16 protein-coding genes are annotated in these 13,211 nt (G+C 64.1%); 5 read left to right on the top strand and 11 right to left on the bottom strand.

Annotation, left to right across the window (positions count from 1 at the left end; all coding sequences use genetic code 11):
- Nucleotides 1-45: 45 nt before the first annotated feature.
- From KI609_RS05000 to KI609_RS04965, 8 genes are all read right to left on the bottom strand, one after another.
- The gene (locus KI609_RS05000) at nucleotides 46-1,380 is read right to left on the bottom strand and encodes a short-chain fatty acid transporter (protein ID WP_226447730.1); all 1,335 of its coding nucleotides are present in this window, start codon (nucleotides 1,378-1,380) and stop codon (nucleotides 46-48) included.
- A gap of 149 nt (nucleotides 1,381-1,529) precedes the next feature.
- A complete protein-coding gene (locus KI609_RS04995; RefSeq protein ID WP_226447728.1) occupies nucleotides 1,530-2,255 on the bottom strand; it encodes an SDR family oxidoreductase in 726 nt (241 codons plus the stop codon).
- A gap of 69 nt (nucleotides 2,256-2,324) precedes the next feature.
- On the bottom strand, nucleotides 2,325-2,621 hold the full coding sequence (locus tag KI609_RS04990) for a YciI family protein (protein WP_226447726.1): 297 nt from the start codon (nucleotides 2,619-2,621) through the stop codon (nucleotides 2,325-2,327).
- Nucleotides 2,622-2,723: 102 nt separating this feature from the next.
- A complete protein-coding gene (locus KI609_RS04985) occupies nucleotides 2,724-3,791 on the bottom strand; it encodes a cyclase family protein (RefSeq protein WP_226447724.1) in 1,068 nt (355 codons plus the stop codon).
- A 30-nt stretch (nucleotides 3,792-3,821) separates the two neighbouring features.
- Nucleotides 3,822-4,577, bottom strand: a complete 756-nt coding sequence (gene pcaD, locus KI609_RS04980) for a 3-oxoadipate enol-lactonase (protein WP_413463418.1) — start codon at nucleotides 4,575-4,577, stop codon at nucleotides 3,822-3,824.
- A 76-nt stretch (nucleotides 4,578-4,653) separates the two neighbouring features.
- Nucleotides 4,654-5,859, bottom strand: coding sequence for a 3-oxoadipyl-CoA thiolase (pcaF, locus tag KI609_RS04975; protein WP_226447720.1), 1,206 nt, complete (start codon nucleotides 5,857-5,859; stop codon nucleotides 4,654-4,656).
- A gap of 40 nt (nucleotides 5,860-5,899) precedes the next feature.
- Nucleotides 5,900-6,550, bottom strand: a complete 651-nt coding sequence (locus tag KI609_RS04970; RefSeq protein WP_226447718.1) for a 3-oxoacid CoA-transferase subunit B — start codon at nucleotides 6,548-6,550, stop codon at nucleotides 5,900-5,902.
- 2 nt (nucleotides 6,551-6,552) lie between these two features.
- The gene (locus tag KI609_RS04965; protein WP_226447716.1) at nucleotides 6,553-7,296 is read right to left on the bottom strand and encodes a 3-oxoacid CoA-transferase subunit A; all 744 of its coding nucleotides are present in this window, start codon (nucleotides 7,294-7,296) and stop codon (nucleotides 6,553-6,555) included.
- 91 nt (nucleotides 7,297-7,387) lie between these two features.
- Between KI609_RS04965 and KI609_RS04960 the strand changes: the two genes are divergently transcribed.
- Nucleotides 7,388-8,188: an IclR family transcriptional regulator C-terminal domain-containing protein gene (locus KI609_RS04960; RefSeq protein WP_226447714.1), complete on the top strand. Its 801-nt coding sequence runs from the start codon at nucleotides 7,388-7,390 to the stop codon at nucleotides 8,186-8,188.
- 154 nt (nucleotides 8,189-8,342) lie between these two features.
- Here the strand turns inward: KI609_RS04960 and KI609_RS04955 are convergent, their stop codons facing one another.
- Nucleotides 8,343-8,564, bottom strand: coding sequence for a hypothetical protein (locus KI609_RS04955; RefSeq protein WP_226447712.1), 222 nt, complete (start codon nucleotides 8,562-8,564; stop codon nucleotides 8,343-8,345).
- A gap of 191 nt (nucleotides 8,565-8,755) precedes the next feature.
- Here KI609_RS04955 and KI609_RS04950 point away from each other — a divergent pair, with 191 nt between their 5' ends.
- Nucleotides 8,756-9,190: a DUF1841 family protein gene (locus KI609_RS04950; protein WP_226447710.1), complete on the top strand. Its 435-nt coding sequence runs from the start codon at nucleotides 8,756-8,758 to the stop codon at nucleotides 9,188-9,190.
- 25 nt (nucleotides 9,191-9,215) lie between these two features.
- On the opposite strand, the gene KI609_RS04945 is transcribed toward KI609_RS04950, so the two are convergent.
- Together KI609_RS04945 and KI609_RS04940 are read right to left on the bottom strand one after the other, a co-directional pair.
- Complete coding sequence (locus KI609_RS04945) at nucleotides 9,216-10,112, bottom strand: universal stress protein (protein ID WP_226447707.1); 897 nt, start codon at nucleotides 10,110-10,112, stop codon at nucleotides 9,216-9,218.
- A gap of 594 nt (nucleotides 10,113-10,706) precedes the next feature.
- Entirely contained in the window at nucleotides 10,707-11,369 is a 663-nt protein-coding gene (locus KI609_RS04940) for a c-type cytochrome (RefSeq protein ID WP_226447705.1), read from the bottom strand.
- A gap of 106 nt (nucleotides 11,370-11,475) precedes the next feature.
- On the opposite strand from KI609_RS04940, the gene KI609_RS04935 reads away from it, so the two are divergent.
- From KI609_RS04935 to KI609_RS04925, 3 genes are read left to right on the top strand one after another with little or no spacing between them, the layout of a single operon-like run.
- Entirely contained in the window at nucleotides 11,476-12,330 is an 855-nt protein-coding gene (locus tag KI609_RS04935) for an AAA family ATPase (RefSeq protein WP_226447703.1), read from the top strand.
- Complete coding sequence (locus tag KI609_RS04930) at nucleotides 12,331-12,576, top strand: hypothetical protein (protein ID WP_226447701.1); 246 nt, start codon at nucleotides 12,331-12,333, stop codon at nucleotides 12,574-12,576. It begins immediately after the preceding gene.
- A gap of 17 nt (nucleotides 12,577-12,593) precedes the next feature.
- Nucleotides 12,594-13,193 carry a GNAT family N-acetyltransferase gene (locus KI609_RS04925; RefSeq protein ID WP_226447699.1) on the top strand — a complete coding sequence of 200 codons (600 nt, stop codon included), beginning with the start codon at nucleotides 12,594-12,596 and terminating at the stop codon, nucleotides 13,191-13,193.
- Nucleotides 13,194-13,211: the final 18 nt, after the last annotated feature.

Raw genomic sequence — 13,211 nt, 5'->3', positions numbered from 1 at the left:
GAAAACGGATGGAAAAAGAAAGGAAGAAAGAAAGGCGCTGCGCGCTCAGAGATGCGGCCAGACCAGCATCGTGGTCGCATAGATGGCACCCACCAGCAGCATGGAAACCACCGTGTAGCCCATGATGTCCTTGAGCTTGAGTTTGGACAGCGCGAGGGCCGGCAAGATCCAGAACGGCTGCACCAGATCGTTCCAGCCGTTGCCCAGCATCACGGACATGGCCGTTTGCGCCTGCGAAGCGCCCAGCGTGGTGGCCGCGTTGATCATGAACGGACCCTGCAGCACCCAGTGGCCGCCGCCCGAGGGCGCAAAGAAGTTGATGACGAACGAGCTGACGAGGCCCCACAGCGGCAGCGTGTCTGCCGTGGAGACGCTCACGAACACATGCGCAATGGACTCCACCAGCCCCGAGCCATGCATGATGGCCATGATGCCGGCATAGAACGGGAACTGCAGAACGATCCCGCCAATGGTCTTCACGCCTTCGTTGACCTTCTCCACATACTTCATCGGCGTGCCCAGCAGCAGCACCCCGAGAAACAGGATGAAGAAATTGATCATGTTCAGGTCGAGGTTGCCGCCCTTGATGAAATGCATGGCCACATACGCCATGCCGCACAGGCCGATCAGCAGGCTCAGCAGGCGGCTGTTGTTCAGGCGATAGGCCAGCGTCTTCTCATCGCCCAGCAACTGCTCGGCACTGGCGGGCTTGGCGTCGGCCACGGTGGCCGGGTCCAGCTCCACGACGGGCTCGCCTTTCTTGGGGTGCATGGTGGCGTTGAGCAGCGGCAACGCGATCAACACGGCCAGGCTGGTCAGCAAAATGGGCGCGGAGAAGATGGTCTGCGTGAGCGGGATCAACCCCATCGTGCCTTCAAAGGCATGGCCTTTGGTGGAGATGAGCACGGGGATGGTGGCCGAAAAACCCAGGCTATACATGGTGAAGCCCGTGTACGCCGCAGCGATGATCAGCGGGTAGTGCACGCCCTTGACCTTGAGCGCGAGTTTGCGCGCCATGATGCCCCCGATCACCAGGCCAAAACCCCAGTTGAGGTAGCTGCCCACGCAGCCCACGATGGTGGCCACGATGATGGCCTGGCGCGGCGTGTGCACATGCGATGCGATGCGGTCGAGAAAGCGGTCCACGATGGGCGCGGCGGCCAGCACGTAGCCCATCACCAGAATCACGGCCATCTGCGTGGTGAATGCCAGCAGGCTCCAAAAGCCCTTGCCCCAGTCCTGCACCACATCATTGATGGGGCGGTTTTCGACACCGAAAGCGAGCGCCATGGTCAGCAGCGTGAGCATGATCGCAAAAACAAACGGATCGGGCAGGTAGCGCCGCATCAGTTCGGTAAAGAAGGCGGTGATTTTCGACATGGAAGTTGTCTCTTGGTGTGTTGTGTTGTTGGGAACGAAAGGTGATCAGTGATTCGTGGCGCTGCGCATGCCGGTCGGCTGCGCGTCAGCCGTCTGGTGGCCGCAAAGCAGGCCATGCCAGCGGCGCGCAGCGCCACAGGGGGTTGTCGTCATACCCCCGCCACGCCCACGGTCATGCCGCCGCAGACGTAGAGCACCTGGCCGGTCACGAAGCCGCTGCGGGCATCGAGCAGATACGACACGGCGTGCGCCACGTCGTCGGGCGTGCCCACGCGCTTGACGGGCACTGATTCGATGATGGCTTTCGTGCGCGGCGCATCCGGTGGATTGGCGCGGTCGAACAGCTCGGTGCGGATGGGGCCGGGGCCGATGGCGTTGGCCGTGACGCCGTGGCGGCCCAGCTCCAGCGCCCACACGCGCGTCATACCGATCAGGCCCGCCTTGGTGGCCGAATACGCAGTGCGCAACTCCTTGCCCAGCGCCGCGCGCGAGGACATGTTCACGATGCGCCCGAAGCCCGCAGCCTGCATGCCCGGCAGCAGCGCCTGCATGCACTGCAGCGCGCAGCGCAGGTTCAAGGCGACCGCCAGATCGAACTGCTCGAGCGTCTGGTCGGCCGCTTCGGCGGGCACCACGATGCCCACGTTGTTCACGAGGCGCGTGATGGGCCCGCCCGCCAGCGCCTGCTGCAATGCGCGTGCGGTGTCGGCAGTGCTGGACAGGTCGGCCTGGATGCCGCCGGGCACGTGGCCCACCACACGGTCGATGATGACGGGCTCGTAGCCGTCGGCGCGGCAGCGCTCGGCCGTGGCGGCGCCGATGCCGGCACCGCCGCCTGTGATGAGAACGCGCTCACGCGAAGAAATGGTGGTCATGGAAGGTCACTCCAGGGAAATTTTTGGGGGGATGCAGCGCTCCGTCAGATCCGTCAGAGCACACACGGATCAGAGGAAACACTGGCCTGCGACATAGGCCTTGCGCCAACGCGTGAGCGTCACGCGCTCGAACAGGCCTGCGGCGTGAAAAGGGTCTGACTCGATGAAGCACTGGGCTTCTTCGCGCGTCTCCAGCGCCACCACATAGAGGCCACCGCCCAGGTCCGTGCCGTCGTCGGCCAGCTTGGCGCCGCATGCCAGCAGCAGGGTTTTGTTCTGGTCCAGGAATTCCAGATGCGCAGCGCGGGCAGCCTTGCGCACGGCTTGGTGTTCGGGTTTGTCGAAGGTTTCGATGATGAAAGGCACAACAGTCTCCTGGTGCACGGTAGTCCGGCACATTGCAACGCCGGTCATACGGCTGTGATGGGGGCTTGCGGGCAGTGCGCACTGCCCGCAACGGGGTGACGCTCAGACGGTGGCGACGGGCGTCACGGGCGAGGCGATGGCCCCGGGTAAATTCAACGGCGGTGCCGTCAGAAGGAATCGGTAGCGGCCGCGGACGCGCAGCCATGCGGCCAGCGGCGTCAGGTGCCACAGCTCACCCAGGTGCACACCCAGCTTGAACAGGCAGTGCTCGTGCAACGGCAGCGCCGCACAGCAATCGGCACCCGGGCGGGCGGGGTGCGCCTCCACGGCATAGTTGTCAGCGGCGATGGCGGCCAGCTGGCTGTCGGTAATCCACTGCAGCAGCTTGTCGTCACGGCCATCCAGCACCGCGCAACTGCTGGCGAGTGTGGCGGGGTCGGGGTGCTTGTGCATGCCCAGCACGACCTCGGCAAAGCCCGTGTGCAGGCAAACGATGTCGCCGGGCTCCACCGCCACGTGGTCGGCGTCCAGCACACGCATCAGCGTGTCGTAGCCCACCAGCGTGCGCGAGTCGCCCAGGTGGGCACGCAGGTCGACCATCACGCCACGGCCCTGCACGCCCGTGCGCGCCATGCCCTCGATGCCGAGCGCATGCGCGGCCGAGGTGCTGGTGGCGGCGCCGGGTGCGGCGGGCACGCCCGCATCCCGCACGTCGCTCGAGCCCACAACGTCGCGGCCAGCGGCATAGCCGTTGTAGTAAAGCGCCTCGGGCAGGCCGTCGCCATTGGCGTCGAACATCGAGCCCGCATGCGCCAGGCCATCCCAATGCGTGGAGTACTGCAGGTGCAGGATGGCCAGGTCGTCCGACAGCACGTCGGTGCGGCCCGGATCCAGATCGCCCAGCAGGCAGTTGAAATTGACCAGCCCCTTGCGCAACAACGGGCGCAGCACGGGCGGTTGGCGGTTGGGGTTGAGGGCGTTGCCGCCCGGGTAATCCAGCGGCAGGCTCAGCGAGAAGGCCAGGCCTTCCTGCACTTCGGCCACGCCCTGGCGCACCTTCTCGGGCGTGAGCAGATTCAGGCGCCCCAACTGGTCGTTGGGACCGAAGTCGCCCCAGTTGGAACCTTCAGGCCGGCGTTGCCAGCGGGGGTTGATGGGTTGTTGATCCATACGCAGTGTCTCGCACGCGGTAAACGGCGTTCACCGCGCCAGAAAGGCCGCCAGCGCGGCGTCGAACGCTGCCGGGGCTTCCAGGTTGGACAGATGCGATGCCGGCACTTGGGCCACCTGCGCCCCGGTGATCGCGGCCCGCATGGCCTGCGCATCGGCCACCGTGGTCACGGGGTCGGACGCACCAGCAATCAGCAACGTGGGCACGGCGGCGGTGCCGATGGCACCTATCGCATTGCGCAGATCGGCCTGGGCCAGTGCCTCGCAGCAGGCGGCATAGCCTTCGGGTGCAATGGCTGCGATCCAGCCCTGCGCGCGGCGCACCACCTCGGGTTGTGCGGCCACAAAGGCGTCTGTAAACCAGCGGCTGGGTGACGAGGCTGCGAGCTCGGCCATGGCGGCGGTGCCTTTGTCACGCACCAGGGCCGCACGCGCGATCCATCCGTCGGCCGTGCCGATCTTGGCGGCGCTGTTGGCCACCACGAGGTGGTTCAGGCGGTGGGGCGCATTCACGCCCAGCCACAGCCCAGTCAAGCCACCCATCGAGATGCCGCAGAAGCTGGCGCGCTCGATGCCCAGCGCATCCAGCAGCGCGATCACATCGCCGCCGAGCTGGTCGAAGGTGTAGGAGCCGGGCGCGACCACGCTACCGCCGTGGCCCCGCGTGTCGTAGCGCAGCACACGGTGGGTGCGGGCGAAGCGCGCAGCTTGCGCGTCCCACATCTCCAGCGTGGTGCCCAGGGAGTTGGAGAACACCAGCACGGGGGCCTGCGCAGGGCCGTCCATGCACACGCGAAAGCTGCCGGCGGGGGTGGTGATGGAGGAGATAGACACGGAATTCTTTCAGCGGGGTTGCCGTGGCTCAGACGCGTTCGAGGATCACGGCAATGCCCTGCCCCACGCCGATGCACATGGTGCACAGCGCGTACTGGCCCGCATGTTCGTGCAGGCGGTTGACGGCGGTGGTGACCAGGCGCGAGCCGCTGGCACCCAGCGGGTGACCCAGCGCAATGGCGCCGCCCCAGGCGTTCACACGGGCGTCGTCGTCCTTGAGGCCCAGTGCGCGCAACACGGCCAGGCCTTGTGCGGCAAAGGCTTCGTTCAATTCGATCACGTCCATGTGGTCGATGGTCAGGCCCGTTTGCGCCAGCACCTTGAGCGTGGCGGGCGTGGGGCCAAAGCCCATGATGCGCGGCGCCACACCGGCCACGGCCATGCCCACCACGCGGGCGCGGGGCTTGAGGCCGTATTTGGCGGCGTTGGCTTCATCGGCCAGCAGCAGCGCGCAGGCGCCATCGTTCACACCGCTGGCATTGCCCGCCGTCACCGTGCCATCGGGCCGCACCACGCCCTTGAGCTTGGCCAGCGCTTCCAGGCTGGTCTCGCGCGGGTGTTCGTCCTGGCTGACGGTGATGGCGTCGCCCTTTTTTTGCGGGATGTGCACCGGCACGATCTCGCGCGCCAGGTGGCCGTCCTTGATGGCGGCCACGGCATTGAGCTGGCTGCGCAGGGCCATGCGGTCCTGCGCCTCACGCTCGATGCCGAAGTCGGTGGCCACGTTCTCGGCGGTTTCGGGCATCGAACCGACGCCGTACTTTTCTTTCATCAGCTTGTTGATGAAGCGCCAGCCGATGGTGGTGTCATATACCGCGTTGTTGCGGCTGAACGCCGACTCTGCCTTGGGCATGACGAACGGGGCGCGGCTCATGCTCTCCACGCCGCCAGCAATCATCAACCCTGCCTCGCCCGCCTTGATAGCGCGTGCAGCGGTGCCGACGGCATCCAGGCCCGAGCCACAGAGGCGGTTGATGGTGGCACCGGGCACTTCGATCGGCAGGCCCGCCAGCAGGCTGGCCATGTGGGCCACGTTGCGGTTGTCTTCGCCGGCCTGGTTGGCGCAGCCATAAAGCACGTCGGTGACGGCCGCCCAGTCCACGCCGGGGTTGCGGTCCATCAGGGCCTTGAGGGGAATCGCGCCCAGGTCGTCGGTGCGCACGCTGGACAGGGCGCCGCCGTAGCGGCCGAAGGGGGTGCGGATGGCGTCGCAGATGAAGGCTTGGGTGGTCATGGTTTTGTCTCCTCGGTAGGGAATGGAATGGGTGCGTCGGTCAGGCCACGGGCCGTATGGGCAGGCCCACCAGTTGCTCCAGCTCGGCATGGGCCAAACCCGGCACCACATCGATGAGCTGCAGCCCGGTGGGCGTGCAGGCCAGTGTGCACAGATCGGTGTAGATGCGCTTCACGCAGGCGACACCCGTGAGCGGGTAGGTGCAACGCTCCACGATCTTGCTGGCGCCCTGTTTGGTCAGCAGATCCATCATCACCCAGGTCTGCTTGGCGCCAATGGCCAGGTCCATGGCGCCGCCCACGGCGGGGATGGCCCCAGGCTCGCCGGTACTCCAGTTGGCCAGGTCGCCCGTGGCACTGACCTGGAAGACGCCCAGCACGCAGATATCGAGGTGGCCGCCACGCATCATCGCGAAGCTGTCGGCGTGGTGAAAATACGCGCCGCCGGGCAGCAGCGTCACAGGCTGCTTGCCGGCGTTGATGAGGTCGTAGTCCTCCAGCCCCGCAGCGGGCGCGGGGCCCATGCCCAGGATGCCGTTCTCGCTTTGCAGAATGACTTCGCGGCCTTCGGGGATGTGATTGGCCACCAGGGTCGGCTGGCCGATGCCCAGGTTGACGTAAGCGCCGTCGTGGATGTCTTGCGCCACCCGTTGTGCCAACGCTTCTTTACTACGTTTTTGATAGCTGCTCACGCTTATTCCTTGTGCGCCATAGGCCGATTTGATGCCGATTTCTTGAAACCACCGGCCTGCGTGGCCGTGCGGTCGATCTTCACAACATGCGTCACATAGATGCCGGGGGTGACGATGGCCTCGGGGTCCAGCGATCCCAGCGTGACCACCTCGTGCACCGTGGCGATGGTGGTCTTGGCGGCAGTGGCCATGACAGGGCCGAAGTTGCGCGCCGACATGCGGTAAGTGAGGTTGCCCCAGCGGTCGCCTTTCTCGGCCTTGATCAAGGCCACGTCACCGTGGATGGGGTACTCCAGCACGTAATGTTTACCGTTGATCTCGCGCGTTTCTTTGGCGGAGCCATCTGCGTTGAGCGCGAGCTCAGTGCCATAACCTGTGGGACAAAAGAAGGCGCCAATGCCCGCGCCCGCTGCACGCAGGCGCTCGGCCAGATTGCCCTGAGGCACCAGTTCGAGTTCGAGCTTGCCGCTGCGGTACAACTCATCGAACACATAGCTGTCCACCTGGCGCGGAAAGCTGCAGATGATCTTGCGCACCTGCCCGGCCTTGAGCAGCGCGGCCAGGCCTTGGTCGGCGTTGCCCGCGTTGTTGTTCACCACCGTCAGGTCCCGGGCACCGTGGGCGATGAGCCCGTCGATAAGCTCGCCAGGAATGCCGGCTGTGCCGAACCCACCTATCAACACCGTGGCACCATCCTTCACCCCTTGAAGGGCCTGGGCCACCGAGTCCGCCAGTTTGTTGATCATCGAAACGCTTTCGTGATGTGCTTGACTGCAGTTTAGAATTTGTTCGCATACAGAACAAATGTTCACTTAGAGAATTATAGATCGTACACGTATGAATTCCCAAGCCTCTGAACCCAAAGACCCCAAACCGAGCGACAGCTATGTGCAGTCGTTCGCGCGCGGGCTGGAGGTGATCCGCTCGTTCAGCGCGGCCACACCGCAGCAGACGTTGAGTGAAGTCGCCGCACAAACCGGCCTGACCCGCGCAGGCGCGCGCCGCATCCTGCTCACGCTGCAGACGCTGGGCTATGTGGAGACGGACGGCAAGCTGTTTCGCCTGAGCCCGCGCATCCTGGACCTGGGGTTTGCGTACCTCTCGTCGCTGCCCATCTGGAACCTGGCCGAGCCGGTGATGGAAGACCTGGTGGAGGAGGTGCGCGAGTCGTCATCGGCCGCCGTGCTCGACGGCCTCGACGTGGTCTATGTGCTGCGCGTGCCCACCCACAAAATCATGCGCACCACACTGGGCGTGGGTTCGCGCCTGCCCGCGTGCTGGACGTCCATGGGCCGCATGCTGCTGGCCGGGTTGCCGGACGACGAACTGCAGGCCCGGCTGCAAGGCCACCCCATGCAGCGTTTTACCGAACACACCACCACCGATGGGGATGCACTGCTGGCCCACATCCGCCAGGCGCGGCAGCAAGGCTGGTGCCTGGTGAACCAGGAACTGGAAGAAGGTTTGATATCGATTGCCGCGCCGCTGACCAACCGCACGGGGCAGACGGTGGCGGCGCTCAACATCAGCGGTCAGGCCAACCGCACCAGTGCGGCAGTGATGCAGGAGAGCCTGCTGCCCGCGCTGCTGAGCGTAGCCCGGACCATCTCGCGCATGATGGGTGCGCCGAGAGGATAAGGGTCTTTCTGAAGGGGGCAGGACGATCCCCGACCAGCACTTGAAGGATCACCCATCGCAACGAGCGCCCAGAGCTGAAGCTCCAACCCTCGTCTTACGTGGATAGGGCGAGAACCGGAGCCGCAACACCGGTCGCTCGCCACGATGGGTGAAATCAGTTCTTGCGAAAGCCCAGCACCAACACCACGCCGCCGATAACCATGGCACCCAGGCTCATCCACTGCGGAATATTGACGGATTCTTTTTCCTTTACCGTCAGTTCCAGCGGGCCCAGCTTGGCCTGTGTGGTGTCCTTGGTAAAGCTGAAACCTCCGGTCAGAAAACCAGCCAGGCCGACGACGAGTAACAGGGCACCCACCACGCGCATTGCATTCATGAAAACTCTCCCAAACACCGGGCTGTGTTGACAGTGGCGCGGCGGGCCCGGCTCCCTTTGTTTGCGCAACGCCAATATAGGTCGCCCCCCGACCTGCACACGTAGGACACAGCCGTAGACCGGCGTAACCCGCCACCGCAACACAACCTCGCACACCCCGGGAAAAAGCCTGCGTGCTACCCTTGCGCCCCATGTTCAGCCCCTCCCAATCCGACGTGCGCCGCTTTCTCTGCGGGGTACACGCCAAGACCCAAAGCGGCGCCCCCATGGAGGCCATCGAAACGCTGGCCAGCCTGTGGATTGCCGAGCACCCTGAGTACAACGCCGACCTCGCAGACGCCGATGCCGCCGTGGCGCGCAATTACGACGAAACACCGGGCCAGACCAACCCGTTTCTGCACCTGTCGATGCACTTGTCCATCAGCGAACAGTGCAGCATCGACCAGCCACGCGGCATCCGCCAGGCGGTCGAGCTGCTGACCGCGCGCCTTGATTCACTGCACGACGCCCATCACGCGGCCATGGATTGCCTGGGCGAAATGCTCTGGGAAAGCCAGCGCGCCGGCCGCCCGCCCGATGGCGATGCCTACATTGCCTGCGTGCAGCGGCGCGCTACACGCGACTGAACGCACACACCAAGGCGCACTCCACTCATGCCAGGGCACGTGGGCCCCTCGGCGGATGGATTGGGGCCGCAGCAGCCGCGCCAGCGGCGTGGTAGTCGTGCGGCACCACCAACACATCACAATCGAGCCCCGCCACCAGCCCACGCGCCATGCTGCCCAGCAGCCAGTCAATCAGCACGTGCGGGCGTGCTTTTCCGACCACCACCAGGTCCGCTTTGCTGCTTTCCTTTTGCACTCGGACCTGCAAGACCGGGTCGCCACGCCCTGTCAGCGTGCCCACGCGGTTTCTTCGAACATCGAGTGAATCGGTGAAACGGACCGCACGGCCTTCCGCATTGTTCAAAGCGAGGCGCTCGTAAGCGTGCACCACCGAGAGTTTGGCGTCGGCGCAGCGCAATTTGGTTTGACTGCGCGAATCCAGGGCGTGAAAAAGCTCCATCGCAGCCCCGACTTCAAATCCACTGGCGTACCGAACCAGCGAGCGCGAAACCTGCGAGAAATCAACCGCCACCAAAAGCTGCTGGTACGCACCCGTGGCTGGCTGCTGAACCACCAGCACCGGGCAGGGGGCTTGCTGGATCACCTGCTCCAGCGTCGGGCCGCGCCAAAACTGGGGCCACGCGCGGTGCAACCGGCGGTCGATCACCAGCAGGTCGGCTTCGCGCGCCTGCGTCAGGACATCGGGCAGCAAGTCGTTCGAGCCACTCACCGCCACGGTGGTGATGCCGTGACGCCGCGCAATTTGCCGCCCACGTTGCTCCAGGCGCGCAAAGGGATCCGAGAATTTTGGACTCGGCACCTCGGCGCCATAAAGGATGCGCAGCTCCGCCTGGTGAGCGCGGGCAAGCAGCGCGGCACGGTCAAGGCACTGTTCGGCCTGGGCAGAAAAATCGGTGAGAGCAACAATGGTCTTGAGGCGCATGGGCATTCCTGTTTCGGTGGCGAGAGACGGCGTGGACAACCGTCGTCGGCTGCGTCATCGTCAGCCCCCGGTGGGCGCATTGCACACGGGGATCAACAGAAAAAGCGCCAGGAGCATGGGCAAGGTGGGCTGGACGCGCGCTCAAACCGCGCGCTCCATGCGCGCAACCAACGCAGACACCCACACGCCTGGCAAGGTGCCCGGCGGAACTGGATGACGCTGATGAAAGAAGGAAAGGTCCGCCGGGCTTAAGAATCTGCAGCCCGCGACGCTGGTTCCGAAGCACCCGTCCTTTGCGGCACACAGACATACGCAGCAGCCAGGCGGGGCCGTGCAATGGTGGCGCGGAGAGTGGAGACCAGGAAATGCATGTGTGCCATTTTAGGAAGCCCCATCCCCCAGGGCAACGAAGCCCCCACACGGCCTGCCAGATAGCGCAATGGGAATGGGCCATGCAAAGAGGGCAAGACCCCAACGCCCACTACGCCACGCCCTTTCTCAAAGCAAAACCCACAAACAACAAAGCCCGCATGCAGCGGGCTTTGTTGTTTGTGGGGGGTGGCGCAGAGGCGCCAAGTGCGCGAACTGGGGGACTCAGCGAAACCGCGACTGGGGCACAGTGTGCAGGTCACCGTCCAGACTGCCTACGTAGCCTGCAAGCGCCTTCAACTCTGCGTTGGTGAACTGCTTGGCAACACCGCCCATGATGGCATTGCCACGGCCCACACGCGCATTCTTTTCAGACTTGTAGGACTTGAGCGCCACATACAGATAGTCAGCATGCTGGCCTGCGATCTTGGGATAGGACGGGTCGATGGGCTTGGCGAAATTGTCACCGTGGCAAGACACGCAGGCACCCTTCTTGAGCAACTCGGCCACCTGCACGCTGGGCTCGCGCGTGGGCTTGGCGGGCAACTCAAGCGCCGTCTTGCCGTGCTGCTCGTAATAGGCCGCCACATCGGCGATGTCCTGGTCAGACAGGGAATCTGCAATGCCGCGCATCGTGGGGTGTTTGCGATCGCCCTTCTTGTAGGCGTCCAGCGCAGAGGCAATGTACTTAGCGTTTTGCCCTGAGATCATGGGCACCTTGTGCACCTCAGGAAAGCTGGCCTGATAGCCCGGAATGCCGTGGCAGCCAATACACATGGCGATTTTTTGCTTGCCGGCTTCCACGTTGCCCTTGGCTTCCTGGGCGTGGGACAAGGCGGTCACGGAAGCGACAGCCAGGGCAAATAGCGTGGTCAACGTTTTGTTCATTTTGCGCGCACAATCTCGTGGAAGTTCAGCTCTGGACTCTGGTCAGCTGTCGATTATAGCCAGCGCCTGTCAAGCCCATTCATCAACGATCCGGTGATTTTCCCTTATGAAATTTGAAGGCTCCCAGAACTACGTTGCCACCCAGGACCTGATGCTGGCCGTGAATGCAGCCATCACGCTGCAACGCCCGCTCCTCATCAAAGGCGAGCCCGGCACGGGCAAGACGATGCTGGCCGAAGAAGTGGCCCAGGCCCTGAACATGCCCCTGCTGCAGTGGCACATCAAGTCCACCACCAAGGCGCAACAGGGCTTGTATGAATACGACGCGGTGAGCCGCCTGCGCGACAGCCAGCTCAACGATGGTGACAGCGCCGAGCGTGTGAAGGACATCCGCAACTACATCATTCAGGGCGTGCTCTGGCAGGCCTTCACAGCCGACCGCCCCGTGGCCCTGCTGATCGACGAAATCGACAAGGCGGATATCGAGTTCCCGAACGACCTGTTGCGCGAGATCGACCGCATGGAGTTCTACTGCTACGAAACGCGCGAGCTCATCAAGGCCAAGCACCGGCCGCTGGTGTTCATCACGTCGAACAACGAAAAGGAACTGCCCGACGCTTTTCTGCGCCGCTGCTTCTTCCACTTCATCAAGTTCCCCGAAGCCGACACGATGCGCCAGATCGTCAACGTGCACTTCCCCACGCTCAAGAGCGAACTGCTGGGCGTGGCGATGAAGACGTTTTATGACGTGCGCAACCTGCCCGGCCTGAAGAAGAAGCCATCGACCAGCGAGTTGCTTGACTGGCTCAAGCTGCTGGTGGCCGAAGACATCCCGCTGGCGGCCCTGCAAAGCGGCGACAACAAGGTGGCGGTGCCACCGCTGGTGGGGGCATTGCTCAAAAACGAGCAAGACGTGAGCCTGTTTGAAAAGCTGGTGTTCATGAACCAGAGGAATCGCTAAGTGAGTGACGGCAACAGCGATACACGCCAACTTCTGGTTCACGGCCTGTCAGACGCCGTGGGCTTTGTGGGCGGCGCTTTGCTGGGCTTCTGGCTGGGCCAGCTGCTGGACCTGGACATCTTTGCGCCCGGCTACGGCACGGACAGCCTGATCGGCATTGCACTGGTGGGTATCGGCGGCGGCCTGGGCCTGCATGTGGCACGGCGCTGGCAAAACAGCCGCCGCAGCAAGCCCACCAAGGATTGATGAAGAGAGTTCACCCCATGGCCTTTGTAGAACCTGTCACCCTGCGTGATCGCGGCATCCGCCTTGAGCCCCTGGCGCTCGAACATGAAGAAGGCCTGCGTGCCGCCGCCGCCGATGGCGAGCTGTGGAAGCTGCGCATCACTTCGGTGCCCGAGCCCCATGACACCCGCGCCTATATCGAGGCAGCCCTCAAGATGCGCGCAGATGGCAACCGCTTTGCCTTTGCGGTGGTGAATGACGCCACCGGCACCCTGCTCGGCACCACCAGCTATCACGACATCCTGCCTGCCGTGAAGCGCGTGGAAATTGGCTACACCTGGTACCGCCAAAGTGTGCATCGCACCCACGTCAACACCACCTCCAAGCTGTTGATGATGGGCCACGCGTTCGACACGCTGGGCTGCCATGTGGTGGGCTGGCGCACCGACAACTACAACTTCGCGTCGCAGCGCGCCATCGAGCGCCTGGGCGCCAAGAAAGATGGCGTGATCCGCGGCCACGCCCTGCGCCGCGACGGTACCATTCGCGACACGGTGATGTACAGCATGCGATCGGGCGAGTGGCCAGAAGCCAGAGCCCAGTTGCTATATCTTTTAGAGCAGCATGCGCTTTACTGATAAGCGCTAGAGGCCAAA

This window comes from Acidovorax radicis (genome assembly GCF_020510705.1).
Taxonomy (GTDB): Bacteria; Pseudomonadota; Gammaproteobacteria; order Burkholderiales; family Burkholderiaceae_C; genus Acidovorax; species Acidovorax radicis_A.
This window is presented reverse-complemented; position numbering and strand designations above follow the sequence as displayed.